19 protein-coding genes are annotated in these 25,185 nt (G+C 66.1%); 10 read left to right on the top strand and 9 right to left on the bottom strand.

All coding sequences use genetic code 11. The annotated features are described in order from the left end of the window. Window positions 1–224 precede the first annotated feature (224 nt). The 8 genes from RVX_RS06765 to RVX_RS06730 form a co-directional block, all read right to left on the bottom strand. Window positions 225–1,577: a putrescine aminotransferase gene (locus RVX_RS06765; protein WP_116305252.1), complete on the bottom strand. Its 1,353-nt coding sequence runs from the start codon at window positions 1,575–1,577 to the stop codon at window positions 225–227. A gap of 301 nt (window positions 1,578–1,878) precedes the next feature. After that, window positions 1,879–2,922, bottom strand: coding sequence for a polyamine ABC transporter substrate-binding protein (locus RVX_RS06760; protein ID WP_116305251.1), 1,044 nt, complete (start codon window positions 2,920–2,922; stop codon window positions 1,879–1,881). Window positions 2,923–2,925: 3 nt separating this feature from the next. Further along, window positions 2,926–3,726, bottom strand: a complete 801-nt coding sequence (locus RVX_RS06755) for an ABC transporter permease (protein ID WP_116305250.1) — start codon at window positions 3,724–3,726, stop codon at window positions 2,926–2,928. Continuing rightward, window positions 3,723–4,634: an ABC transporter permease gene (locus RVX_RS06750; RefSeq protein WP_116305249.1), complete on the bottom strand. Its 912-nt coding sequence runs from the start codon at window positions 4,632–4,634 to the stop codon at window positions 3,723–3,725. The genes RVX_RS06755 and RVX_RS06750 overlap by 4 nt, the downstream gene beginning before the upstream one ends. Continuing rightward, entirely contained in the window at window positions 4,627–5,649 is a 1,023-nt protein-coding gene (locus RVX_RS06745) for an ABC transporter ATP-binding protein (RefSeq protein WP_116305248.1), read from the bottom strand. Before RVX_RS06745 ends, RVX_RS06750 begins: the two co-directional genes overlap by 8 nt. A gap of 21 nt (window positions 5,650–5,670) precedes the next feature. Next, window positions 5,671–7,047, bottom strand: a complete 1,377-nt coding sequence (locus RVX_RS06740) for an NAD-dependent succinate-semialdehyde dehydrogenase (protein WP_116305247.1) — start codon at window positions 7,045–7,047, stop codon at window positions 5,671–5,673. After that, window positions 7,044–8,366, bottom strand: a complete 1,323-nt coding sequence (gabT, locus tag RVX_RS06735) for a 4-aminobutyrate--2-oxoglutarate transaminase (RefSeq protein WP_116305246.1) — start codon at window positions 8,364–8,366, stop codon at window positions 7,044–7,046. Before gabT ends, RVX_RS06740 begins: the two co-directional genes overlap by 4 nt. A 499-nt stretch (window positions 8,367–8,865) precedes the next feature. Further along, complete coding sequence (locus tag RVX_RS06730; RefSeq protein ID WP_230404441.1) at window positions 8,866–10,368, bottom strand: sigma-54 interaction domain-containing protein; 1,503 nt, start codon at window positions 10,366–10,368, stop codon at window positions 8,866–8,868. 445 nt (window positions 10,369–10,813) lie between these two features. On the opposite strand from RVX_RS06730, the gene aguB reads away from it, so the two are divergent. Together aguB and RVX_RS06720 are read left to right on the top strand one after the other, a co-directional pair. Then, the gene (gene aguB / locus RVX_RS06725) at window positions 10,814–11,755 is read left to right on the top strand and encodes an N-carbamoylputrescine amidase (RefSeq protein WP_116305245.1); all 942 of its coding nucleotides are present in this window, start codon (window positions 10,814–10,816) and stop codon (window positions 11,753–11,755) included. Window positions 11,756–11,757: 2 nt separating this feature from the next. Next, on the top strand, window positions 11,758–13,377 hold the full coding sequence (locus RVX_RS06720; protein WP_116305244.1) for an amidohydrolase: 1,620 nt from the start codon (window positions 11,758–11,760) through the stop codon (window positions 13,375–13,377). 71 nt (window positions 13,378–13,448) lie between these two features. Here RVX_RS06720 and RVX_RS06715 read toward each other — a convergent pair whose 3' ends face one another. Further along, window positions 13,449–14,285 (bottom strand): transposase, encoded by an 837-nt coding sequence (locus tag RVX_RS06715; RefSeq protein WP_172596536.1) that lies wholly within the window; start codon window positions 14,283–14,285, stop codon window positions 13,449–13,451. A 410-nt stretch (window positions 14,286–14,695) separates the two neighbouring features. Here RVX_RS06715 and RVX_RS06710 point away from each other — a divergent pair, with 410 nt between their 5' ends. From RVX_RS06710 to RVX_RS06675, 8 genes are all read left to right on the top strand, one after another. Beyond that, window positions 14,696–15,115, top strand: coding sequence for a winged helix-turn-helix domain-containing protein (locus RVX_RS06710; protein ID WP_116305242.1), 420 nt, complete (start codon window positions 14,696–14,698; stop codon window positions 15,113–15,115). A gap of 461 nt (window positions 15,116–15,576) precedes the next feature. After that, window positions 15,577–18,609: a formate dehydrogenase-N subunit alpha gene (fdnG, locus tag RVX_RS06705; protein ID WP_116305241.1), complete on the top strand. Its 3,033-nt coding sequence runs from the start codon at window positions 15,577–15,579 to the stop codon at window positions 18,607–18,609. A 79-nt stretch (window positions 18,610–18,688) separates the two neighbouring features. Beyond that, entirely contained in the window at window positions 18,689–19,414 is a 726-nt protein-coding gene (locus RVX_RS06700; RefSeq protein WP_116305240.1) for a 4Fe-4S dicluster domain-containing protein, read from the top strand. A 78-nt stretch (window positions 19,415–19,492) separates the two neighbouring features. Next, window positions 19,493–20,467, top strand: coding sequence for a formate dehydrogenase accessory protein FdhE (locus RVX_RS06695; RefSeq protein ID WP_116305239.1), 975 nt, complete (start codon window positions 19,493–19,495; stop codon window positions 20,465–20,467). Window positions 20,468–20,848: 381 nt separating this feature from the next. After that, entirely contained in the window at window positions 20,849–21,901 is a 1,053-nt protein-coding gene (locus RVX_RS06690; RefSeq protein WP_007522506.1) for an ABC transporter ATP-binding protein, read from the top strand. 95 nt (window positions 21,902–21,996) lie between these two features. Then, window positions 21,997–23,292: an ABC transporter substrate-binding protein gene (locus RVX_RS06685; RefSeq protein WP_116305238.1), complete on the top strand. Its 1,296-nt coding sequence runs from the start codon at window positions 21,997–21,999 to the stop codon at window positions 23,290–23,292. 197 nt (window positions 23,293–23,489) lie between these two features. Next, window positions 23,490–24,353 (top strand): carbohydrate ABC transporter permease, encoded by an 864-nt coding sequence (locus tag RVX_RS06680; RefSeq protein WP_007522508.1) that lies wholly within the window; start codon window positions 23,490–23,492, stop codon window positions 24,351–24,353. Next, window positions 24,350–25,183 carry a carbohydrate ABC transporter permease gene (locus RVX_RS06675; protein ID WP_007522509.1) on the top strand — a complete coding sequence of 278 codons (834 nt, stop codon included), beginning with the start codon at window positions 24,350–24,352 and terminating at the stop codon, window positions 25,181–25,183. Before RVX_RS06680 ends, RVX_RS06675 begins: the two co-directional genes overlap by 4 nt. The last annotated feature ends 2 nt before the right edge of the window (window positions 25,184–25,185 follow it).

The raw sequence follows: 25,185 nt of genomic DNA, 5'->3' as shown, positions 1-25,185 counted from the left end.
TGCTGGCCTCCTTTGGCGGCGTGCAGCACTAACGTCTCGGCCGCAATTCGGATTTTTGTTCGCTGGCAAGGAAAACGAGTCTGCCGTGGAGGGAACATGCGGCAACCGTTATGCGAGTCTTCGAGCATTACGGATGGCGACCGCATCGCGCTCTTATGGTATTTGACCGTAACGGCTGATGAAGTTTGACGATGCCAGCGGGCAAAAGGCCGAGTTGCCATCAGTTAGGCACGGATGTGGCGGAGAACATCCTCCAGCCGGTTGAGCACTTCGTCGAGCAGTTCCATGGGCGTGTTCAGGGCGGGCTCGATGCGGATGCATTCGGAGTTGGTCAGGGTGCCCGCAGTCAGCACGTTGCGGGCGAACAGCCCGGCGGCCACCTTGTAGCCGGTCTCGCCGTCCAGGAAGTCCATGCCGATGAGCAGGCCCTTGCCGCGAATCTCGCGGAAGATGCCGGGGTAGCGTTCCTGCAGGTCGTGCAGGCGCTCCAGCATGTACTCGCCCTTGGCCTTGGCCTGGCCGGGCAGATCCTCGTCCAGCATCACCTCTATGCCCGCCAGGGCGGACGCGCAGGCCAGCGGGTTGCCGCCCGTGGTGGTGGTGTGCATGAACGGGTTGGGCTCCATGACCTTCCAGATTTCCGGCGTGGCCATGAAGGCGGACATGGGCACCACGCCGCCGCCAAGGGCCTTGCCGAAGCACATGATGTCGGGCGCGACGTTCCAGTGGTCCACGCCGAACACGGTGCCGGTGCGGCCGAAGCCGGTCTGCACTTCGTCGGCGATGAGCAGCACGCCGTATCTGGTGCAGATTTCGCGCAGCCGGGGCCAGAAGTCGTCGGGCGGCACCACGGCCCCGGCCTCGCCCTGAATGGGTTCGGCGATGACGGCGGCAATGCCCGCGCCCACGGCCTGGGCCGAGGCAAGAATGCGTTCCACCGCGTCGGCGTCGCCGAACGGGGCGAACTGCACGCCGCCCAGCAGAGGCAGCAGGGGTTCGCGGAACACCGACTTGCCCATGACCGACAGCGCCCCCAGCGTCTTGCCGTGAAAGCCCTTGAGCATGGACACGAAGCCCGACTTGCCGGTGTAGAACTTGGCCAGCTTCAGCGCGCCCTCGATGGCCTCGGTGCCGCTGTTGGCGAAGAACCCGTACTGGATGTCGCCGGGGGTCAGCGCGGCCAGCACCTTGGCCAGTTGCGCCCGCAGGGGGTCCAGCATCTCCTGGCTGTACTGGGGCGACCGGTCGAGCTGGGCCTTCACCGCCTCGACGATGCGCGGGTGGCGCATGCCGTGGCTGTACAGGCCGAAGCCGCCCAGCATGTCGATGTATTCGCGGTCCAGCGCGTCGCGCATGACCGACCCGCTGCCAACCCATTCGGTCACCGCGAAGCCGCCCGATTCGGTGACGGACTTGCGGTACTGCAGGAAGCCCTTGTTGATGTGGTTGGCGAAATTTTCGGCGGTGTCGCGGGCGATGCGTTCGCGCTCCTCGCGGGTGATGGCGTCCGCCGGGCGGCGGATGATGTCGAGAATGCGTGTAGCTTCCTGCTTTGCGAGAGCGATGTCGCGGCTCATACGGCCTTCCTGTGTTGGGGTGAGGGGGGCAGGTATGCCTTGGTATCTGACGCCTCCGGCGGGCAGGGGGCCGTAGCCCCCCGCTCCCCCCTTTCGGGGTCCGCTGCGGAGCCGGAGGGACGCGCCCCCGGGAAATCGAAAAACTGTCTGGTACGGTCTGTCGCGAATCCCGCCGCCGTGGCGGCGGTGCTGTTCCCCGTTCCCTGCACGCACCCGGACGGCGCGTGACAGGACTTTCGTTCTCCGGCGAGGAAAACCGGAACCGGACCACGCTGGAGAACGAAAGGACGAAGCGTGCTGCCTATCGGGTCTTGATCATGGTCCACAGCTCGTCATACAGCCGGTTGTCCTTGCCCAAGTCGCGCAGCAGTTGCAGCTTGTTGATGTAGTCCTTGGGCGGGTAGATGGCCGGATTCTTCAGGTCGTCGGGGGTGATGAACTCCATGGCGGCCTTGTTGGGCGTGGGGTATTGCGTCCAGTTGGACAGGTCCGCGCCGTTCTTGGCGTCCATCACGTAGTTGATGAACTTCAGGGCCGCTTCGGGGTTGGGAGCCTTGGCGGGGATGCACATGCTGTCCACCCACATCACCGCGCCCTCGGCGGGGTTGGCGAAGCCGGAGGTGGGGTCCTCGGCCACGGCGCGCAGGCCGTCGCCGTTGTAGACGATGGCGGCCACGGCGGTGCCAGCCACCACCTTGCTGCGCGCGCCGGTGCCTACTTCAAAACCCTGAAAGTATTTGCTCTTCTTCACCTTCAGCATCAACTCGGCCAGGGCCTTCAGGTCGGCGGGGTCGGTGGTGTTCACGTCCTTGCCCATGTAGACCAGGGCGCTGCCCAGCATTTCACGCACCGAGTCGATGAGCACGAAGGGGCCCACCTGCTTCTTCTCGTCGAACATCACGGACCACGAGGGCGGGTCGCCGGGCACCTTGCCCTTCTTGTACATCATGCCCAGGGTGCCCCACTGGTAGGCCACGCTGTAGGTGTTGCCCGCGTCGTACTTGGGGCTGACGAACAGCGGGTCCAGGTTCTTGATGTTGGGCACCTTGGCGTGGTCGATCTTGGCCAGCAGCCCAAGGTTGATCATGGTGGGCATGACGTAGTCGGAAGGCACCACGATGTCGTACTGCGAAACGCCGCCCGCCTGGAGCTTGGCGATCATTTCTTCCATGGACTCGTAATGGTCCACGCGCACGTTGATGCCCGTGGCCTTCTCGAAGTTGGGGATGTAGTCCTCGGGCATGTACTCGGACCAGATGAAGATGCGGAGTTCCTTGTCCGCGGCCAAAGCCATGTTTGCGGCGAGCAGGACCATCGCCAGCGCCATGAGAAGAATCTTGCGCATGGATCACTCCTTGTTGGTTTTGCGGGTTATCCGCTCCGAGAGCATGACCAGGATGACGGTGGCACAGAGCGCCAGCGTTGACAGCGCGTGGATTTCGGGGGTCACGCCGCGCCGCACGGTGGCGTAGATGTACAGCGGCAGGGTGACCGAGGTGGGACCGGCGGTGAAGAAGCTGATGACGAAGTCGTCCAGCGAGAGGGTGAAGGCCAGCATGGCCCCGCCCACGATGCCGGGCTTGAGCAGCGGCAGCATGACGTGCCGCATGATGTAGGCGTTGTCGGCGTACAGGTCGCGCGCGGCTTCTTCGATGTCGGTGGAAATGGAGGCCAGCCGCGCCCCCACCACCAGCGCCACGAAGGACACCTGAAAGGTCACGTGCCCGATGATCATGTTCAGCATGCCCGGCTCGAACACCGAGAACACCAGGCGCAGCAGGCCGAAGGCCACGGCCAGCGCGGCGGCGAAGACGATTTCCGGCGTCACCACGGGCAGGTGCAGATTGATGTCGAGCATGGCGTACACCCGGCGCGACCAGGGGTAGCGCTTCAGCCCGATGGCCAGCACCGTGCCCAGCACCGTGGCGATGACGGTGGACACCCCGGCCAGGAACAGGGTGTTCCACGCGGCCTCCAGGATCTGCTCGTTGGCGAACAAGCGCTGGTACCACTTCAGGGTGAAGCCCTGCCAGGTCAGCCCGAAGCGCGAGGCGTTCACCGAATACACGGCGATGGCCAGCAGCGGCACGTACAGGAAGGCCAGCGAACCCACGGCCAGGAAGGGGACCAGCCAGTGAAAGCGCCTCATGCCCCCCCCCCTTCCCCGCCCTTGGTGCGGTGGATGTGCAGGCCCACCAGGGTCAGCACCATCAGCGCAAGGCTTACCGCCGCGCCGAAGGGCCAGTCGCGACTGGTGCCGAACTGCTGCTGGATCAGGTTGCCCACCAGCATGTACTTGGCCCCGCCCAGCAGGTCGGGCACCACGAACATGCCCATGGCCGGAATGAAGGTGAGCGTGATGCCCACGGAAAGGCCGGGCACCGTCTGCGGCCAGATGGCGTGCCAGAAGATGCGCGCGGGCCCGGCGTACAGGTCTTTCGCGGCCTCCACCAGCGCCCAGTCCAGCTTTTCCACGTTGGCGTACAGCGGCATGGCCACGAAGGGCAGGAAGGTGGCCACCATGCCGAGGTACACGGCGAACGCGCTGGGGTAGAGCGGCGATCCGTCCGGGATGATGCCCAGCACGGACGCGAACCTGGCCAGGGGCAGTTGCGGAGCCAGCACCAGCAGCCACGCGTAGGCCCGGATGACCAGGTTGGTCCAGAACGGAATGATGATCAGGGTCAGCCAGAAATAGCGCTTTTCCGGCGCGCGGTTGGCGATGTGGAAGCACAGCGGGTAGGCCAGCAGCACGCACACCAGCGTGGTCCAGAAGGCCACCCACACGCTGCGGAACAGAATCCACAGGTAGTCGGCCGACCAGCCGTAGCTGCTGTAGCCCATGAGCCGGGTGAAGTTGTCCAGCGAGAACACCCACTCGATCTGCCCGTAGTCGCCGCGCGTGGTCATGCTGACCACGATCAGCAGCACGCTGGGCAGCGCGAGAAAGAGCAGTATCCACAGCATGCCCGGCGCGGCCAGGTACATGCCCCGGCGGATCAGCCGCAGGCGGGTGGTGAGTTCGCCGTTCCAGACGAGATGGTGTTGGCTACTCATGCAGGGGCACCAGCGCGCTCGGCAGCAGTTCGATCCAGATCTCGTCGCCCTTGGCGATGCCCCGGCGCGGCGCGGCGCTCATGCGCAGGTTGCCGGGCTCCAGCCACACCTCCACCCTGTCGCCCCGGTAGAACGCCTCGCTCACGCGGGCGCGCAGGCCGTTCACGGCCGGGCGCTCCGGGTGGAACACGATGTTCTCGGGGCGGATGGCCAGTTCGCCCTGTTCCCACGCGGGCGGGGCGTCCAGCCGCAGCAGGCCCAGTTCCGTCTCCACGCCGCCCTCGGCGCGCCGACCGGCGATGATGTTGGCCTTGCCCAGAAAGTCGGCCACGTAGCGGTTCACCGGGCGCTCGTACAGTTCGCGCGCGGGGGCGCACTGCACCACCCTGCCCTGGCGCATCACCGCGATGCGGTCGGACACGGTCAGCGCTTCTTCCTGGTCATGGGTGACCAGGATGAAGGTCTTGCCCAGCTTCTGCTGCAACTGGCGCAGCTCGGCCTGCACGGCGTGGCGCAGCTTGGCGTCCAGCGCGGACATGGGCTCGTCCAGCAACAGCACCTCCGGCTCGTTGACCAGGGCGCGGGCCAAGGCCACGCGCTGCTTCTGGCCGCCGGAAAGCTGGCTGGGCAGGCGGTCCTTCTTGTCTTCCATGTGCACCATGGCAAGGGCGGCCATGACCTTTTCCGTCACCACCGAGCCGGTCAGGCGGCGCGAGCGCATGCCGAAGGCCACGTTCTCGAAAAGGGTCAGGTGCGGGAACAGCGCGTAGCTCTGGAACACGGTGTTCACGTTGCGCTCGTTGGCGGGCAGCGTGGTCACGTTGCCGCCGGTCAGCATCACCGTGCCCGAATCGGGCAGCTCCAGCCCCGCGATGATGCGCAGCAGGGTGGTCTTGCCGCAGCCCGAAGGCCCCAGCAGGGTGAAGAATTCGCCGCGCTCGGTGACCAGGTCCACGTTGTGCAGGGCCTCCACCTCGCCGTAATTCTTGTAGATGGCGTATGCCTCAAGACTCATGCGTGCTCCTTCCGGATGGGCTTAGCCAACCCACACGGTCTTGACGTTCATGAACTCGTGCATGCCGCAGGCCCACAGTTCGCGCCCGTAGCCCGAGGCCTTGACGCCGCCGAAGGGCAGGCGCGGGTCGCTCTTGACCTGCCCGTTGACGAACACGGCACCGGCCTCGATGCGCCGGGCCACGGCCTCGCCCTTGGCCGCGTCGCGCGTCCATACGGAGCCGCCGAGGCCATAGGGGGTGGCGTTGGCCAGTTCCACGGCGTGCTCCGCGTCGCGGGCACGGGTGACGGCGGCCACGGGACCGAAGGTTTCCTCGTCGAACACGGGCATGCCGGGGGTCACCCCGGTAAGGATCACCGGGCGGTAGAACGCGCCTGCCCCGGCTTCCGGACCCGAAACCGGGCCGCCCGCAAGGGCCAGCGTGGCCCCGGCCGCCACGCTGGCGGCAACGAGGGCGTCGAGTTCCGCGACGAAGGCGGGGCGCGCCAGCGGGCCGAGCTGGGTGGCCGGGTCGTGCGGGTTGCCCATGACCAGCGCCGCCGCCTTTGCCGCGAAAAGCCGTACGAAGGCGTCGTGCGCCGCGTCCTCGACGATGAACCGCTTGGCCGCGATGCAGGTCTGCCCGGAATTGGCGAAGCGGGCCGTCACCGCCACGGATGCGGCGGCCTCCAGGTCTGCGTCGGCCAGCACCACGAAGGGGTCGCTGCCGCCAAGCTCCAGCAGGCTGCGCTTCAGGTGGCGTCCGGCGGCTGCGGCCACCTGCGCCCCGGCCGGGCCGCTGCCGGTCAGGCTCACCCCGGCCACGGCCGGGTGGGCGATGACCGACTCCACCTGCCGTGCGCCGATGAGCAGCGTGCGGAACACGTGTTCCGGCAGGCCCGCCTCGCGCAGCACCGCTTCGATGGCCAGCGCGCACTGCGGCACGTTGGAGGCGTGCTTGAGCACCATCCCGTTGCCGGCGGCCAGCGCGGGCGCGGCGATGCGGAACACCTGCCACAGCGGGAAGTTCCACGGCATCACCGCCAGAATCACCCCCAGCGGCTCGTAGGCGATGTAGGAACGGGTCGCGTCGCTGGGCAGGGGCACGGGGGCCAGGAAGGCGGCGGCGTTGTCGGCGTAGTAGTCGCACACGGCGGCGCACTTGACGGCCTCGCCCTCGCCCAGGCTGACGGGCTTGCCCATCTCGTCGGCCATGATGCGGGCCAGACGGGAGGCGTCGCGGCGCAGAATCTCCGCCGCACCGCGCAGCACGGCGGTGCGCTGTTCCAGTGCGGCGGCGCGCCAGTGCCGCCATGCCGCGCCCGCGTGGTCCAGTGCCGCGCGGGTGGCCTCGGGCGTCCATTCCTCGAAGGTGGCGAGGGTTTCGCCGGTGGTGGGGCTGATGGAAGCGATGGTCATGCGGCCCCCTGGCCCTTGCCGCCGAAGGTTTCGGCCAGGGCGTCGCGCAGGATGGCGAGGCCGCGCGCCAGTTCATCGTCGCCGATGACCAGCGGCATCAGCATGCGCAGCACGTTTCCGTGGTGGCCGCAGGAAAGGATGAGCAAGCCCTTTTCCAGGCAACGCGCCACGATGGCCTTGGTCTCCGCCCCGGCGGGCTCGCGGGTGGCGCGGTCACGCACCAGTTCCAGCGCCAGCATGGGGCCAAGGCCGCGAATGTCGCCAATGCAGTCCATCTCGCCCGCCCACGCGGTGAAGATGGCCCGCAGCGAATCCCCAAGGGCGCGGCCCCTTTCCAGCAACCGTTCCTTCTCGAACACGTCCAATACGGCCAGGCCCGCGGCGCAGGACACCGGGTTGCCGCCATAGGTGCCGCCAAGGCCGCCGGGATCGGGGGCATCCATCAGCTCTGCCCGGCCCACCACGGCGGAAATGGGCATGCCGCCGCCAAGGCTCTTGGCCACCAGGGTGATGTCCGCCGCCACGCCGTGCTGCTCCATGGCGAACATGGTGCCGGTGCGGCCGACGCCGGTCTGGATTTCATCGGAAATGAAGACGATGCCATGCTTGTGGCAGAGTTCCATGAGCCGCTTGAAGTAGCCGGGCGGGGGAACGATGAAGCCGCCCTCTCCGGTCAGCGGTTCCACGATCATGCAGGCCACCTGGTCCGGGGCCACGTGGTCGATGAAGAAGCTTTCCAGGTGTTCGGCGCAGGCCAGCCCGCATTCGGGGTGGGTGCGACCCATGGGGCAGCGGTAACAGTAGGCGTAGGGCATGCGGTACACTTCGGGGGCGAAGGGACCGAAGCCGCGCTTGTAGTTGTTGACCTTGCTGGTCAGGCTCATGGCCAGCAGGGTGCGGCCGTGGAAGCCGGTCTCGAAGGCGATGACGCCCTGCCGCCCCGTGGCGCGCCGGGCGATCTTGACGGCGTTTTCCACGGCCTCGGCGCCGCTGTTCAGGAACAGGGTCTTCTTGGGGAAGTCGCCGGGGGTCAGCGCGGCAAGGCGCTCGGCAAGGGCCACGTACGGCTCGTACATGGCGATGTGAAAGCAGGAGTGCAGCAGCTTTCCGGCCTGGTCGCGCACGGCGGCCACCACGTCCGGGTGGCAATGCCCCACGTTGTTGACGCCGATGCCGCCGACGAAATCGATGTATTCGCGACCTTCAACGTCGCGGATAACCGCACCCGAAGCGGATGCGGCGAAACAGTCGCAGAGGTTCCCGACCCCACGCGGGACGGCGGTGCGACGACGCTCCAGGAGAGAAGAGGAAGTGGACATGGATGGTGCCGCCTGTTTCGCAGAATTGCCCCCCCGCCAGCGCAAGGGGGATGACTGCGTAAAAGCAAGCAGCGGGCCAACAGAAAAATATCTTTATATTTTATACTTTTGCAGAGAAGCACCACAAGGATCAAAACCGTTATGATTCTATATTGAATCAATAACGCACATAATATAGCTATCTTACATGATATTATAATGATTCCCTATTGAATCAAAACAACACGGTTACATAAACGTAATTTTCTAAAATAGTGCCGTGCCCTTTACCGCAGCAGAGACAAGCAGTGACGCTCAAAAACTTGAAACTGTGAAGATAAAATGTTTTATTTTAGAGTGTTACCATGTATATTTTTAAAATTACAAAAATGTTCCTTTTGAAGGCTTGGCTTGGCAAATTCACGCTTCTGCATGGCATGGGCTCCTACGCCTGCAAAGCACACCATGCTGACGCATGTTTTTTCAGCATGTTATGGATAGCTCAAAATAAACAAAATCGTCATTTCCGACCAACTCGCACTCCGGGCCTTTCCTTTCCGCGCTCCGGCAGACGCACGCCGTGGCGGGCCATCTTGCGCACCACCGTGGGCTGGCTGACGCCCAGGTATTCCGCCATCTGCCGGGTGGTACGGCAACGCGCGGCGGCCTTGAGCAGCAGTTCCCGCTCCACCGCCGCCAGCTCCTCCTCCAGCCCAACCGCGCCCCCGGCGGCCCCTGCGAAGGACGGCCGGGCGCCCAGCGTTTCGGCCAGCACCGCGTCCAGTTGGTCCCCCTCGGCAATGACCACGGCCTTCTTGAGCAGGTTGGACAGTTCGCGCACATTGCCGGGGAAGGGATGCGCCTGCAGCAGGCTCATGGAAACCGGGGTCAGCCGCTTGCTGGTGCGGAATTCGCCGTTCAGGCGGTCCAGTTCGCGCTGGGCCAGGGCCAGCATGTCCTCCGGCCGTTCGCGCAGCGGGGGGATGCGCACCACGTAGGTGGACAGGCGGTAGTACAGGTCCTGCCGAAAACGACGCCCGGCGGCTTCCCGTTCCAGGTCGCGGTTGGTGGCGGTGACGATGGTGCAGTCCACGGAGCGCGGTTCGCGTCCGCCAAGCGGGTAATATTCACGCTCGTCCAGGCATTTCAGCAATTTGGCCTGCACTTCCTGGGGCATGTCGCCCACCTCGTCCAGAAAGAAGGTGCCGCCGCGCGCCAGTTCCAGCAGCCCGGCCCGCGCCTCTTGCGCGCCGCTGAAGGCCCCGCGCTCGTAGCCGAACAGTTCGGCCTCGAACAACGCGGGCGGCAGCGCGGCGCAGTTCACCTGGATGAACGGCCCCTCGGCGCGCGGCCCGTGCCGGTGCAGAAACTTGGCCAGCAGCCCCTTGCCGGTGCCCGATTCGCCCAGGATGAGCACCTCGGGCGCATCCAGCCGGGCCAGCTTCAGGCAGATGGACAGCACCTGGCGCATCTCCTTGCTTTCCGCCACGATGTCCCGGTCCGCCAGTTCCAGCAGCTTGAGTTCGGTCAGTTCCTCTTCTGCCTTGCGGAAGGCGCGGCGGGTTTCCTCCATGGTGTCGCGCATGTTGCGCAGGTCGGTCACGTCGCGCTCGTGCACCACCACCAAGGAAATTTCACCGGCCTCGTCGAACACGGGAATGCCGGTGACAAACAGGTGCCGCCCGGTGCGGCCCGCCTGCTGCACGAAGCCCACCTGCCGCCGGTGTTGCAGCACCTCGATGCTGGCCGAGCGGTCCACGATGCCCAGTTCCACGATGGCCCGCACGTCCAGCCCCAGCACTTCTTCCGCGCGGATGCGGTTGAGCGCCAACGAGGTCTTGTTCACGTCCAGCACGGTGCCGTCGCCCGCCGTGATCCAGATGCCGTCACTGGCGAAATCGAAGGCCGCGCGCAGGCGGCGCACCTCGTCCCGGCAGGCGGCCAGTTCGGGGGCGGACGAGGCCTCGGCGGAAGCGGATTCGGCGGCGACGCCCCTGTCACTAGTACGGGATGGTCTGGTCATGGCTGCTCCGGGCATGGATGAAAGCTGGCGCGGCAAACGCGACATCCGGCGGGTGCGGGCTTTTCACGGCGGCGGGGGGTGGTTGCCAGGGACCGGCACGGCGCACCGCCGCGCCGCATCCTGCTTCTAGCGCACCCCTCGTCAAACCGGCAACGACGCGGCTTGCGTTCTACCCCCCAAAAAAGCACTGTGAATTACGAAAATTGTAAACAGACATACATTCTTTCATTTCGGCAACATGCCCCAACCTTTGGGGCAGATTCCGGCCCTTTTCCCCCTTTGTCCCATGAAATTTTCATTTGAAGCCGAGGTGGCGCGGGTCTAGGTTCGGGCCGTCACGTCCGGCACGCCCGCCCTTCCCCACGCGAGTGGGTGCGGATTCACCTTCCCGCCGGGACACACCGCCACACACCACACACCGCGCCCGACACCGCCGGAGGATCGCATGGCCGAAGTCATCGTCGCCGCCACCCAGATGGCCTGCACCGACAACGAATCCCGCAACATCGACCGCGCCTGCGAACTGGTGCGCGAGGCCGCCGCCCTTGGCGCGCATATCGTGCTGCCGCAGGAACTGTTCTCCGGCCCGTACTTCTGCAAGGACGAACTGCCCCGGCATTTCGCGCTGGCCCGCACGCTGGACGAAAGCCCGGCCGTGCGCCACATGTCGGCCCTGGCCGCCGAGCTTGGCGTGGTCATTCCGGTGAGCTTCTTCGAGCGCTCCAACCAGGCCTACTACAACTCGCTGGCCATGATCGACGCCGACGGCAAGGTGCTGGGGCTGTACCGCAAGTCGCACATTCCGCAGGGGCCGGGCTACGAAGAGAAATACTACTTCACCCCCGGAGACACCGGGTTTCGCGTCTGGCGCACCCGTTACGGCACGGTGGGCGCGGGCGTATGCTGGGACCAGTGGTTTCCGGAGTGCGCCCGGTCCATGGCGTTGCTGGGGGCCGACGTGCTGCTCTACCCCACGGCCATCGGCACCGAGCCCGCCGACCCGTCGTGCGATTCGTCCGGCCACTGGATGCGCACCATGCAGGGGCACGCCGCCGCCAACATGATGCCGCTGGTGGCGTCCAACCGGGTGGGCGAGGAGTTCGGACAGGGCTTTTCCATGACCTTCTATGGCTCGTCGTTCATCGCCGGGCCGCAGGGCGAACTGGTCCGGCAGGCCGGACGCGCCGAAGAAGGCGTGCTGACGGCGGCCTTCGACTTCGAGGCCATCCGAGTGCAGCGCGCCGGGTGGGGCCTGTTCCGCGACCGCAGGCCCGACCTGTACCACCCGCTGCTGACCTTCGACGGGCTGGACGGCATGCCCGGCGAAGAGGACGAACATGGTGGATGCGGGTGCGGCGATGGCTGCAACTGCGGCGGGGAGGCATAACAATGGCCGACGCAACCCCGCCGGATGGCGGGCGCACCCACGCGGAAGCACGCCTGCTCGTCAACGCCCGGTTCCGCGACCCGCTGCCCCCCGCCAGCCTGCACGGGGCCGACCTGCCGGACGCCATGGCCGTGGAGGGGGGGCGCATCGTGGCCGTCGGCCGCGCGGCGGAACTGGCCCCCTTCGCCGACCGGGGGTTCATCCGCACCGACCTTGGCGGGGCGACGGTGCTGCCCGGCTTCATCGACTGCCATTCGCACCTGCTGCTCACCGGCATCATGGACCTGGGCATGGACCTTTCCGTGGCCGAAACCCTGGGCGACGTGCTGGACATGGTGGCCGACGCCGCGCGCGCCCTGCCCCCCGGCGGCTTCGTGCGCGGGTTCCGGCTGGAGGAACTGGACCTGGCCGAGCGGCGCATGCCCACGCGGCAGGAACTGGACGCCGCCGCTCCCGGCCGGGCCGTGCTGCTGATGCACGCCACCTGCCACCGCTGCATCATGAATTCGCTGGCGCTTAAGCAACTGGCCGTGCCGCGCGGGCTGCCCGGCGCGGACACCGAGGGCGGGCGCGGCAACGCCCCGTTCACGGGGCTGGTGCGCGACCCCGGCATTCTCACCTGGGTCTTCCCGGCCATGCTGCGCTCCATGGAGCGCAGCCACCTGGACGCCGCCGCCCTGGTGGCCGCCCGCTCGGCGCTGCGGGTGGGCATCACCACCGCGCATTCCATGGAAGGGGGTGAACTGACCCCCGGCTGCTCGCCGGTGCTGCTGGACAATGCGGCGCGCCTGCCGCTGCGCGTGGTGTGCTGGAACCAGAGCATGGACCTTGCCGAGGTGGAGCAACTGGCCCTGCCGCGCGTGGGCGGGTGCATCTGCGCCGACGGCGAACTGGACGCGCGCACCGCCGCGCTGTTCGAGCCCTACAGCGACGAGCCGGACAACGACGGCACCCTGCTGTACACCCAGCAGGAAATGGACGACTTCGTGCTGCAGGCCCACGCGCGCGGGTTGCAGGTGGCCGTGCACTGCGAGTCGGAACGGGCCATCGACCAGGTGCTGCGCGCCATCGAGCGCGCCCAGCGGCTGGAGCCGCGCATCGACTGCCGCCACCGCATCGAGCATTTCGAACTGCCCACGTGGGACCAGATAGACCGCATGGCCGCCGCCGGGGTGGTGGCCTCCATGCAGCCCGCGTTCGTGGAATCGTTCATCGCCGGGCACCGGCTGGCCCACTGCACCTCGCTGTTCGGCCCGCACCGGGTGCGCCGCCTGCACCCCTACCGCGCCATCCTGGACGCCGGGGTGCGGGTGTGCGGCGGCTCCGACAGCCCGGTGACCAACTACGCCCCGCTGCGCGGCATGGCCGCCGCTGTCAACCATCCCTTCCCCGAACAGGCGGCCACCATGGCCGAGGCCCTGCGCATGTTCACCGTCGAGGCCGCGTTCTCCGCCTTCGAGGAGTGGGACAAGGGCCGCCTGGCCCCCGGCATGCTGGCCGACCTGGTGCTGCTGGGCCACGACCCGCTGGATGTGCCGGATACCCCGGCGGACGTGGCCGCCGTCGCGGACATTGCCGTGCTGGGCACATGGGTGGACGGACAGCCGGTGACCACGGAATAGGAGCGCGGGCTGGCCGTGGCGGCCAAACGGAGCGACGGCCCATCACCGATGGGCGCATGCGCTGCCGGGCGTCAGCCATCTGGCACAAAGCCGCACACGGCCCGTACCAGCAACTCGAACAGGCCTCCCTCGCGCTGGTTGTAGCGCAATTCCAGCTCCTTGAGATGCAGGGGAAACTGGGCCGGGGTCACGCCGCGCAGCCGCGCCAGCCGCTGCCGGGCAAAACCCCAGAACCCCGCAGCCTCGGCGGCCAGCTTTCTGTCGTCGTGCCGCACCAGACGGCTGGGCCACAACGATTCCCCGCAACAGAGCAGGGCTCGGTACTGCCGATACGGCGCTGTATACACCACGCGCCCCAGCGCCGCCGTGCGCAGGCCGAAATTGAGCTTGAACGACAGCAGGGTATTGGGCGTGATCTCCGACAACACGTCGCACACCACCATGCCGTTCAGGTCGATGATGCCGAACACCGGGGAATCCGCCGCGCTCTCCTTGGGGCGGGGCGCGCCGGGGCCAGGCCATATCCCCGCCCGGTACAACGCCGGGGCGTCCAGCGCCTGCGCCAGCACCGCCCTGCGGGCAATGTCCTGCGCCTTCAGCACCGTGGCATAGGCAACGCCCAGTTGTGCCGCCATGTCCGCCGGGGCCACGCCCAACTCGAACAGCTTCAGGAACCACAGCCAGCGCCGGGCGTCGAACGCACATCCGTTCAGGAAGCGGCGGCTGAAATCGTGAAAGGTGTACCCGCAGCGGGCGCAGCGCCGCCTGTCGCCGCCGTCCACGGGGTACAGCTTGCGTTCGCGGCATTTGGGACAGAATCGCTGATGGTTTTTCCAGCAGAATCCCAAAATGTAGCGGCGTGCTCTGGTTTCCGAAGAAACCAAGTCATTGAAGGCAAGTATATCCACTTGCTTGCTTCCTGCCCCGTTGCGGCGCGTCCATGGCATGAAATCGCCCAGGTGGCCGTATCGGCCTTGTCTATGCACCGGATGCCACGCCTTTGTCATCATTCGTGATGAAACGGGCCATTCCGCTTCCTGAGAACGCCCGCACACCTCGCCCCCGCCCCTCACACGCCCCGCTAGGCCCAGTGCCGCATGGCCCGGCAGTCTCCCGGCCATGCAGCCCCCTTGTGCCGCGTGCCTGCCGTGCCATACTGCCAGACCGTTGCGTTGCCCCCTGCCTGCCGTTTGAAGCCTGCCCCGCGCCACCGTAGGATTGCGGCATCATCCTGCCCCGGTTTTCCCGGACGCCACCTTCCGGACGGCAAGGCCGGGGCGCAGCGGCTCGCCCGCGCGCGGGCAAAGGAGGTAGACGCATGTCCCGAAATGCCACGGTCCGGCTGCACCTGTGGCTGGAAAACGACGATTCCATGGTCTTCGGCCTGGGCCGGGTACACCTGCTGGACATGATCGAACGGCATGGCTCGCTCCGCAAGGCGGCACAGGCCATGGGCATGTCGTACCGCGCCGCGTGGTGCAAGCTGCGCGCGACGGAACGCGCCCTCGGCGTTGCCCTGGTGGAAGCAGCAGGGCACAAGCGCGACGGATGCCGCCTGACCCCACACGGCGAGGCGTTGCGCGCCTCGTTCCGCCAGTGGTTCGAAGAGGTGGAGCGCTTCGCCCTGGAACGGGCCGATGGCCTGTTCCCCTGGCCGGTATCGCCCTTTGCCGTGCTTGGCGAAGGGCTTGCCCCCTGCCTGGCCTGCACCCTGCCACCGCCCGCGCTCACGACCTGAACCGTCTTCCGGTTCCCGGTACGGGAACCCCACGCCACGGCCCTGATAGCCAGGCCGCACGACCCGGACCATTCCGGGTCGTGTCATTTTTTGCATCAATAGCCTTTGACACGTGCCATTCCAAAAGACCATCCCTGCGGATATGTATTGCAAAAAATACATATAACTATTTGAAAATTCTGAATTTAAATATTGACGCCAGCGCATTGTGCGGCATACCAATGGCTCCACCACCCCCAAACGGGATTGCCCGAAACGCACGAAACGGCCTGCCGCACCCCAACGCTGAAGACGCGGCAGACGCGAGCGTTGCGCAGCGCGCAGCGTCGCGCGACGGCCAGCCCGATGCAAGACCATGCCGAGCGGCATGTCCCACGGGGGCGCATCGCGCGTATCGATCGCACCAATTGCACGAATCGCATCGGGCGCATCGGGCGCGCATCCACATCAAGGAGGCTGCCATGGGACTGTCACGTCGAGGATTCCTGAAACTGACCAGCGCCGGAGTCGCAGGGCTTGCGCTTGGCCGGTTCGGGATCGATCTGGGGCCGGTTTCGGCCTATGCCGCTGGAATGAAAATCGAGGGGGCCAAGGAGTACATCTCCATCTGTCCCTTCTGTTCCTGCGGATGCAACACGCTGGTCCACGTCAAGGACGGCAAGATCATCAACGTTGAAGGCGACCCGGACTACCCCGTCAGCGGCGGCGGGCTGTGCGCCAAGGGCGCGGCCCTGCGTTCGCTGCATGTGAACGAGAACCGCCTGTCCAGGCCCCTGTACCGCGCCCCCGGCAGCGACAAGTGGGAGGAAAAGGACTGGGAATGGATGCTCGACCGCATCGCCCGCAAGGTGAAGGACCAGCGCGACAAGGACTTCCGGCTCAAAAACGACGCCGGGCAGGTGGTGAACCGGCTGGAGTCCGTCTTCCACCTCGGGTCCTCGCAGGTTTCCAACGAGGAAGCCGCCGTGCTGCACCAGATGATTCGCGGCCTCGGCATCGTGCACTTCGACCATCAGGCCCGGGTGTGCCACAGCTCCACCGTGCCCGCGCTGGCCGAATCGTTCGGGCGCGGCGCCATGACCAACCACTACAACGACATCCAGAATGCCGATGCCGTGCTGATCATGGGCAGCAACTGCGCCGAACACCATCCCATGACCTTCAAGTGGGTGATCAAGGCCAAGGAAAAGGGCGCGGTGGTCATGCACGTGGACCCCAAGTTTTCGCGCACCTCGGCCCGCAGCGACTTCCACGTGCCGATCCGTTCGGGCACGGACATCGCCTTCCTGGGCGGCATGGTGAAGTACATCCTCGAAAACAAGAAGTATTTCGAGGAGTACATGATGGAGTACACCAACGCCGCGTTCATCGTGGGCGAAAAGTATTCCTTCACCGACGGGTTGTTCTCCGGCTTCGACCCCAAGGCCCGCAAGTACGACAAGGCCGCCTGGGCCTTTGAAAAAGACGAGGCGGGCCTGCCCAGGCGCGACCCCACCCTAGCCCACCCCCGCTGCGTGCTGAACCTGCTGAAGAAGCACTACGACCGCTACACCATGGAGCGCGTCTCGTCCGTGACCGGCGTTTCGCAGGCGGACATCAAGCGGGTGTACGAGGCCTTCACCGCCACGGGCCGCCCGGACAAGGCGGGCACCGTCATCTATGCGCTGGGCTGGACGCAACACACCGTGGGGGTGCAGAACATCCGCCTTTCGGCCATGGTGCAGCTGCTGCTGGGCAACATCGGCATCGCCGGGGGCGGCATCAACGCCCTGCGCGGCGAACCCAACGTGCAGGGCACCACGGACCACGCCCTGCTCTACGGCTACCTGCCCGGCTACCACAACATGTTCACGGCCAACTATCCCACCCTGGCCGACTACCTGAAGGCCAGCACCCCGGTCAGCAAGGACCCGAAAAGCGTCAACTGGTGGGGCAACCGGCCCAAGTACGTGGTCAGCCTGCTGAAGGGCTGGTATGGCGACAACGCCACGCCGGAAAACGAATTCGGCTACCAGTTGCTGCCCAAGCTGGACGCGGGCATGGACTGCTCGCACCTGTTCATCTTCGACCGCATGTACAAGGGCTCCATCAAGGGCGGGTTCATCTTCGGGCACAACCCGGCCCAAAGCTTCCCCAACATCCACAAGGTGCGAAAAGCGCTGGACAACCTGGACTGGCTGGTCATGGCCGACGTGTTCCACAACGAGACCACCGACAACTGGCGCAGGCCCGGCGTGGACCCGAAGAAGGTGAAGACCGAGATGTTCCTGCTGCCCTCGGCCTACCGCGCCGAGAAGGAAGGCACCATCTCCAACAGCGGCCGCTGGCACATGTGGCACTACAAGGCCGTGGAACCTTACGGCAACAGTCGCAACATGGGCGAAATGTGCACGGCCATCATGAGCCGGGTGCGCGCTCTGTACGCCAAGGAGGGCGGCGCGCTGCCGGAAGCCCTGCTGCACATGGACTACCCGGAAACCTTCGACGCCGACGCCGTGGCCCGCAAGTGCAACGGCTGGTTCACCCGCGACGTGAAGATCGGCGACAAGGAATACAAGAAGGGCCAGCAGGTGCCCGGCTTCGCCAACCTGCGCGACGACGGTTCCACCGTCAGCCTGTGCTGGGTGTACTGCGGCGGCTATACCGACGAAGGCAACCTGGCCAAGCGGCGCGACCTGACCCAGACCCCCATGCAGGCCAGGATCGGCATGTATCCCGGTTTTGCTTGGGCATGGCCCATGAACCGGCGGGTGCTGTACAACCGCGCCTCGGTGAACCCGCAGGGCAAGCCGTACAACCCCGACCGCGTGGTCATCGAATGGCAGGACGGCAAGTGGCTGGGCGACGTGCCCGACGGGGCCGCCCCGCCCATGGCCATGGAAAAGGGCACCTATCCCTTCATCATGACCACCGAAGGCCGCTCGCAGCTGTACGGGCCGGGCCGCGAGGACGGTCCCTTCCCCGAGCATTACGAACCCGCCGAAACGCCGCTGAAGGTCAACCCCTTCTCGAAGCAGATGAGCAACCCCTGCATGAAGGTGGCCACCAGCGACATGGACAGGCTGGCCGCCAACGGCGACCCCAAGTACCCCATCGTGCTGACCACCTACAGCCTGACCGAGCACTGGTGCTCCGGCTCCGAGACGCGCAACGCGCCGCCCCTGCTGGAGGCCGAACCGCAGCAGTACATCGAGATGAGCCACGAACTGGCCAAGGAAAAGGGCATCAAGAACGGCGACGTTGTGGATGTGGAAAGCATTCGCGGCGTGGTGCAGGCGGTGGCCATGGTCACCATCCGCATCCGGCCCTTCAAGGTGGAGGGCAAGACCGTGCACCTCGTGGGCATGCCCTTCTGCTTCGGGTGGACCAAGCCCAAGTGCGGGGATTCGGTGAACCGCCTCACCCCTTCGGTGGGCGACCCCAACACCACCATTCCCGAATACAAGGCCAGCCTCGTCAACCTGCGCAAGGCCGCCAAGGTGACCGAACTGTAGCCGCATCCGCCGTCGCTGGGTGGGACAACCGCCCCGAGACGGCCGGACGTTGACGGCGCAAAAGCCAAGGAGAACCGAAATGCCCAAGGCGTTTCTGATAGATACCACGCGGTGTACGGCCTGCCGGGGTTGTCAGGTGGCCTGCAAGGAATGGAAGAACCTGCCCCCGGTACCCACCAAACAGACCGGCACCCACCAGAACCCGCCGGACCTGAATCCCTACAACTACAAGCTGGTGCGTTTCAGCGAGCACATGGTGAACGGGGCCGTGCAATGGTACTTCTTCCCGGACCAGTGCAGGCACTGCGTGGACGCGCCGTGCATGCTGGTGGCCTCCAACCCGGAGGCCATCATCCAGGACGCGGATACCGGGGCGGTCATCTACACCGAACTGACGGCCAAGGAGAACTTCGACGACATCCGGGGGGCCTGCCCGTACGACATCCCCCGCAAGGACCCGGCCACCGGGCGCATCGTCAAGTGTGACATGTGCATTGACCGCGTGCGCGCCAACATGCTGCCCATGTGCGTGAAAAGCTGCGCCATGGGGGCCATGAACTTCGGTGATCGCGCGGCCATGCTGCAACTGGCCGAAGAACGGCTGGCTGCGGTGAAGAAGACCTTCCCGGCGGCGCAACTGCTGAACGTGAAGGACGTCTCGGTGATCTTCCTGGTGGCCGACGACCCCAAGAAGTACCACACCCACGCCGTGGCCGATGCCGCACCCCGCCAGATGACCCGCAAGCAGTTCGTGGCCCGGCTGGCCGCCCCGCTGCGGGGGCTAGCCGACACCGCCAACAGCTGACCATGACATCCCCCGTGCGGCGGCCCACTGCGGGCTGCCGCACGGGCCATTCGCACCGCATTCGCAAGGGAGCCATGCATGCACGCCGCCACGCCCGAAACACCTGCTGCAACGATAACCGCCACGCCCGTGCCTGACGAAAAAACGCCTGCCGCACCCCACGGCCCCATGCCGGATGCCCCCACCCGCCTGCATCAGGACGCCGCACGCCTTGTGCGCGAGGTGCCCCCCCTGCGCCCGCTGCTGGACGCCTTCGTCCCCCTGCTGGAGGCCCGGGCCACGCTGCGCGATGCTGCCCCCGGCTGGGTCGGCCCCTTGCCGACCCCGACGCCGGACGCATCCGTCAAGGGCATCCCCCTGCTGTCAGGCATCGGCTTTCAGGATGTGACGGAACACCTGCCCGCCGCCCTCGAACAATTGTTGCCGGTAATGGAAGAGGCGTTCCCCGCCCTTGCGCCGGAACTGGCAGCCCTGCGGCGGGCTCTTGCCGTCGGCGATATCAACGCCTCTGCGCTGTCCGCCCTCGCCGAAGGACGCGCCATCACCCTGCCCTCCGGCGTCTCCGCCGAGGTGGCATCCTTCGTGGCGAGCGAGGCCGTGCGCCCGTTCATCGAACGCCAAGCCCGCGACCTTGCGCCCGTCCTGCGCGCCATGCCCTGGGCACGACCTGTGTGCCCGACATGCGGAGGAGCACCCAACGTTTCGCGCCTGCAACGCGAACGGGACGACAGTGAATTCATCACCGGGCACGGCGGCGTGCGTTTCCTGCACTGCGCCGCCTGCGCCACTGAATGGCGCTACAAACGGGTATCCTGCCCCGGCTGCGGCAACGAGGAACCGGAACGGCTGGGCCTGCTGGCAACGCGGGAACGCCCCTTCGAACGGGCCGATACCTGCGACGACTGCAAACGGTACATCCTGTGTCTGGATGCCACGGAATGCATCAACCTGCCCGATGCGACCATTGCGGCGCTGGCCATGCTGCCGCTGGAACTGCTGGCGCGGCAGGCCGGGTACTCCCCTCTGGCTCCACACCCGTGGAGCGCGGGATAACCACAGCGCGCCGCACACCACAATCTCCACGTCCCCGGCGGGCCATCCCGCACCCGCCCCCCTTGCATTCCTTCCGCCCTCCTTACACGGCAGCCCCCGCCACCAGCGGGGGCTGCCGTGTCAAGTGACGGTGCGGCTCCGTCCACCCACATCCGTCGGCACCAATTTGCCACGCGAACGCCACCATATCGGGTTGCATGACTGATTAACCATACAACTTCGGAATGTTGACGTGAAACTGCAAATATGAGCAACATACCCTGCCCATAGCAGTGCCCTCTCACGGGCACTGATGTAATTCTGTGTAACACTTCATCTATTTCGACACCCGCCATACCAGTTCACGCCACACCCGCCCAACCCAAGCGACAGGGGGTCGCATTGTCCGCCATTCAACTTCTGAACGTCAGCAGGCACTGGGGCGACGTCCGCGCCGTGGACGACGTGTCCTTCGAGGTGGAACAGGGCACCATGCTGGTGCTGCTGGGGCCTTCGGGCTGCGGCAAGTCCACCACCCTGCGGCTCATCGCGGGACTGGAATCCGTAACGTCCGGGCGCATCACCATCGGCGAGCGCGACGTCACCAACCTGCCCCCGGCCCAGCGCCAGTTGGCCATGGTCTTCCAGTCTTACGCGCTGTTCCCGCACCTGACCGTGCGCGACAACATCCTGTTCGGGCTCACCGTGCGCAAGGTGCCCGAGGCCGAGCGCGAAAAGCGCCTCACCCGCGCCGTGGACATCCTGGGCCTGGGCGGCCTGTTGCTGCGCAAGCCGGGCGAACTTTCCGGCGGGCAGCAGCAGCGCGTGGCCCTGGGCCGCGCCCTGGTGGCCGAGGCCGCCGTGTGCCTGATGGACGAGCCGCTCTCCAACCTCGACGCCAAGCTGCGCCACGAGATGCGGCGCGAGATCCGCGCCTTGCAGCAGACCCTGGGCATGACCATGGTCTACGTCACCCACGACCAGACCGAGGCCATGAGCATGGCCGACCGCATCATCCTGATGCAGGGCGGGCGCATCGTGCAGAACGCCACCCCGTCGGAACTGTACTCCCGCCCCGCCACCACATTCGCTGGCAGCTTCATCGGCACGCCGCCCATGAACCTGGTGCGGCTGGACGACGCGCGCGGCAGCGTCTGCGTGGCGGGCAGCCGCTCCGGCACGGTGAGCGTGGTGGACAGCGCAAACCACATCCTGGGCATCCGGCCGGAGCACGTGCGCATCGCGCCCGAAGGCTGGCGTGCCGTGGTGGAAAGCGTGGAATATCTGGGCTCCAGTTCGGTACTGGGCTGCCGCGTGGGCGGCGAAGAGCTTTCCGTGGTGGTGGACGGCGTGTCGCCCATCGCCGTGGGGGCGGAAATATACCTGCACTGCCCGGACGAGCACATTCACGTCTTCGACGCGGCAACCGGAGAGCGGCGCGGCACCTGCCGTTGACACCCCCCCGCGACACAACGGACACATTCGCCCCGTATGGGTGATTCCGGCGGCTTACGACCATATTCAACGCAACATCGCAGGAGGCATCACACATGACCGGTTTCAGAAAAGCGTGCACCGTGATGGCGGCGGCCCTGCTGTCGCTGACGTTGCTGGCGGGCTCCGCGCTGGCGGAAAAGGTGAACCTCACCTTCTACTTCCCCGTTTCCGTGGGCGGGCCCATCACCAAGATCGTGGAAGGCATGACCGAGCAGTTCATGAAGGAACACCCGGACATCCAGGTCACGCCGGTGTACGCGGGCATCTACCGCGAAACCCTGACCAAGGCCCTTACCGCCCTGCGCGGGGGCGAGCCGCCGCACGTGGCCGTGCTGCTGTCCACCGACATGTACACCCTCATCGACGAAGATGCGGTGGTGGCCTATGACGACATCCTGAAGCCCGAGGAAATGGGCTTCACCAAGGCGTTCTTCCCGGGCTTCATGCGCAACAGCCAGACCGGCGGCAAGACCTGGGGCATTCCCTTCCAGCGCTCCACCATCGTGATGTACTGGAACAAGGAAGCCTTCAAGGCCGCCGGGCTGGACCCCGAAAAGGGCCCCGCCAACTGGAACGAGCTGGTGGAAATGGGCAAGAAGCTTACCGTGCGTGACGCTTCCGGCAAGGTCACCCAGTGGGGCGTGGCCATTCCCTCCACCGGGTACGCCTACTGGATGTTCCAGGCCCTGGCCATCCAGAACGGCGTGGAACTGATGAACGCCGAAGGCACCAAGACCTTCTTCGACGCCCCCAAGGCCGTCGAGGCGCTGCAATTCCTGGTGGATCTGGCCCACAAGCACGAGGTCTCGCCCAAGGGCACCATCGACTGGGCCACCACCCCGCGCGACTTCTTCGAGCGCAAGACCGCCATCATGTGGACCACCACCGGCAACCTGACCAACGTGCGCAACAACGCACAGTTCCCCTTCGGCGTGGGCATGCTGCCCGCCAGCGCCCGCCCCGGCTCGCCCACGGGCGGCGGCAACTTCTACATCTTCAAGAAGGCCAGCCCCGCCGAGCGCAAGGCGGCCGTCGCCTTCGTGCAGTGGATGACCAGCGCGGACCGCGCCGCCCAGTGGGGCATAGACACCGGCTACGTGGCCGTGCGCCCCGACGCCTGGGAAACCCCGGCCATGAAGGACTACGTGGCCAAGTTCCCCGTGGCGGCCGTGGCCCGCGACCAACTGGCCCACGCCGTGCCGGAACTGTCCACCCACGACAACCAGCGCGTGACCAAGGCCCTGGACGACGCCATCCAAGCCGCCGTGACCGGCTCCAAGAAGCCCGCCGAGGCCCTGAAGGACGCCCAGAAGGAAGCGGAACGCATCCTGCGCCGCTACGGCAAGTAGGGCGCACTCCCGCTGACTGACTGCCTGTCCGAATGATTGACCGAACACCCCTGCCGGGGCGGGGCCGCGCGCTCCGCCCCGGCAGGGGGATACCAGCACTACATTGGCAGCGCACGGCATCGGCCGTTCACCGCACGCCGTGCACAGCCTGATCCGGAGGTTCATCCGTGCCACCAGCCGTCCGCAGCCCCGCCGCCATGCGCAACATCCACGCCTGGCTCCTGCTGCTGCCCGCCATGGCCTTCATCGCGGCGTTCACCCACTACCCGGCGGTGAATACCTTCATCCACAGTTTCTTCCTGGATGGCAGGGGCGGCGCGCCCGCGCAGTTCGTGGGGCTGGAGCACTACCAGTACCTGCTGGAGGACGAGGTGTTCCACAAGGCGCTGGTGAACAACCTGCTCTTCGCCTGCGGCACCATTCCGCTGTCCATCAGCCTGGCCATGACCATGGCCTTTCTGGTCAACGCCGGGCTGGCCGGGCAGTCGGCGCTGCGGCTGTGCTACTTCGTGCCAACCGTGCTGCCCATGATCGCGGTGGCCAACATCTGGCTGTTCTTCTACACGCCGGAATACGGCCTGCTGGAGCAGATTCGCGGGGCGCTGGGTCTCACCGGAGTGAACTGGCTGGGCAGCGAAGCCACGGCCCTGCCGTGCGTCATCGCCGTAGCGGTATGGAAGGATGCTGGCTTCTTCATGATCTTCTATCTTGCGGCGTTGCAGCAGATACCGCCTTCGTTGGGTGAGGCGGCCATGCTGGAGGGGGCATCGCGTTTCTACTACTACCGCAAGGTGGTCATACCGTTGCTGATGCCCACCACCCTGTTCGTGCTGGTGAACGCCACCATCAACGCCTTCCGCATGGTGGATCACCTGTTCGTGCTCACGCAGGGGGGGCCCAACAACGCAAGTTCCCTGTTGCTCTACTACATCTACGAAGTCAGCTTCAAATACTGGGATACCGGCTACGGCGCGGCGCTTACCATGGTGCTGCTGGGCTTTCTGGCCCTGGCCTCCATCGGCCAATTCGGCTTTCTCGAGCGCAAGGTGCATTACAGATGAGCCAGACCAACATCTACGACAGCCGGGGCCTGGCCCGCCTGCTGGACACCGCCGCGGCGTGGACCCTGGCCCTGCTGTGGGCCCTGCCGTTGCTGTACGCCGTGTGGACGGCCTTCCACCCCTCGGAATTTTCCACCCGGTTCACGCTCACGGCCCCGCTGACGCTGGAGAATTTCGTGTCGGCCTGGCACGCGGCCCCGTTTGCCCGCTACCTGGTCAACACCGTGCTGCTGGTGACCATGGTGCTGGCCGCGCAGCTGGTGCTGTGCACGCTGGGGGCCTATGCCTTCGCCAAGTACGACTTCCCTGGCAAGGGCGTGCTGTTCGCGCTGGTTCTCATGCAACTGATGATCATGCCCGACGTGCTGGTGGTGGAAAACTACCGCACCATGGGCGCCATCGGCGTGCTGGATTCCACCCTGGCCATCGGCCTGCCGTACATGGCCTCTGCCTTCGGCATCTTTCTGCTGCGCCAGACCTTCAAGAGCATACCGAAGGAACTGGACGAGGCCGCCGCCGTGGAAGGGGCCAGCACCCTGCAGATTCTCTGGAAGGTCTACGTGCCGCTGGGCAAGCCGGTGTACCTGGCCTACGCGCTGGTTTCCGTCAGCTACCACTGGAACAACTTCCTGTGGCCGCTCATCGTCACCAACACCACCAACTCGCGCCCGCTCACCGTGGGCTTGCAGGTGTTCTCGTCCACCGAGCAGGGTGTGGACTGGTCCATCATCACCGCCGCCACCCTGATGACCTCGGGCCCGCTGCTGGTCGGGTTTCTGCTGTTCCAGCGCCAGTTCGTGCAGTCGTTCATGCGGGCGGGCATCAAGTAGGG

This window comes from Nitratidesulfovibrio sp. HK-II (assembly GCF_003402415.2).
GTDB lineage: Bacteria > Desulfobacterota > Desulfovibrionia > Desulfovibrionales > Desulfovibrionaceae > Cupidesulfovibrio.
This window is presented reverse-complemented; position numbering and strand designations above follow the sequence as displayed.

Excerpts from the sequence above, each read along its gene's own strand:
- RVX_RS06765 (WP_116305252.1), bottom strand. The coding sequence starts at position 1,577 with ATGAGCCGCGACATCGCTCTCGCAAAGCAGGAAGCTACACGCATTCTC.
- RVX_RS06760 (WP_116305251.1), bottom strand. The coding sequence starts at position 2,922 with ATGCGCAAGATTCTTCTCATGGCGCTGGCGATGGTCCTGCTCGCCGCA.
- RVX_RS06755 (WP_116305250.1), bottom strand. The coding sequence starts at position 3,726 with ATGAGGCGCTTTCACTGGCTGGTCCCCTTCCTGGCCGTGGGTTCGCTG.
- RVX_RS06750 (WP_116305249.1), bottom strand. The coding sequence starts at position 4,634 with ATGAGTAGCCAACACCATCTCGTCTGGAACGGCGAACTCACCACCCGC.
- RVX_RS06745 (WP_116305248.1), bottom strand. The coding sequence starts at position 5,649 with ATGAGTCTTGAGGCATACGCCATCTACAAGAATTACGGCGAGGTGGAG.
- RVX_RS06740 (WP_116305247.1), bottom strand. The coding sequence starts at position 7,047 with ATGACCATCGCTTCCATCAGCCCCACCACCGGCGAAACCCTCGCCACC.
- gabT (WP_116305246.1), bottom strand. The coding sequence starts at position 8,366 with ATGTCCACTTCCTCTTCTCTCCTGGAGCGTCGTCGCACCGCCGTCCCG.
- RVX_RS06730 (WP_230404441.1), bottom strand. The coding sequence starts at position 10,368 with ATGACCAGACCATCCCGTACTAGTGACAGGGGCGTCGCCGCCGAATCC.
- aguB (WP_116305245.1), top strand. The coding sequence starts at position 10,814 with ATGGCCGAAGTCATCGTCGCCGCCACCCAGATGGCCTGCACCGACAAC.
- RVX_RS06720 (WP_116305244.1), top strand. The coding sequence starts at position 11,758 with ATGGCCGACGCAACCCCGCCGGATGGCGGGCGCACCCACGCGGAAGCA.
- RVX_RS06710 (WP_116305242.1), top strand. The coding sequence starts at position 14,696 with ATGTCCCGAAATGCCACGGTCCGGCTGCACCTGTGGCTGGAAAACGAC.
- fdnG (WP_116305241.1), top strand. The coding sequence starts at position 15,577 with ATGGGACTGTCACGTCGAGGATTCCTGAAACTGACCAGCGCCGGAGTC.
- RVX_RS06700 (WP_116305240.1), top strand. The coding sequence starts at position 18,689 with ATGCCCAAGGCGTTTCTGATAGATACCACGCGGTGTACGGCCTGCCGG.
- RVX_RS06695 (WP_116305239.1), top strand. The coding sequence starts at position 19,493 with ATGCACGCCGCCACGCCCGAAACACCTGCTGCAACGATAACCGCCACG.
- RVX_RS06685 (WP_116305238.1), top strand. The coding sequence starts at position 21,997 with ATGACCGGTTTCAGAAAAGCGTGCACCGTGATGGCGGCGGCCCTGCTG.
- RVX_RS06680 (WP_007522508.1), top strand. The coding sequence starts at position 23,490 with ATGCGCAACATCCACGCCTGGCTCCTGCTGCTGCCCGCCATGGCCTTC.
- RVX_RS06675 (WP_007522509.1), top strand. The coding sequence starts at position 24,350 with ATGAGCCAGACCAACATCTACGACAGCCGGGGCCTGGCCCGCCTGCTG.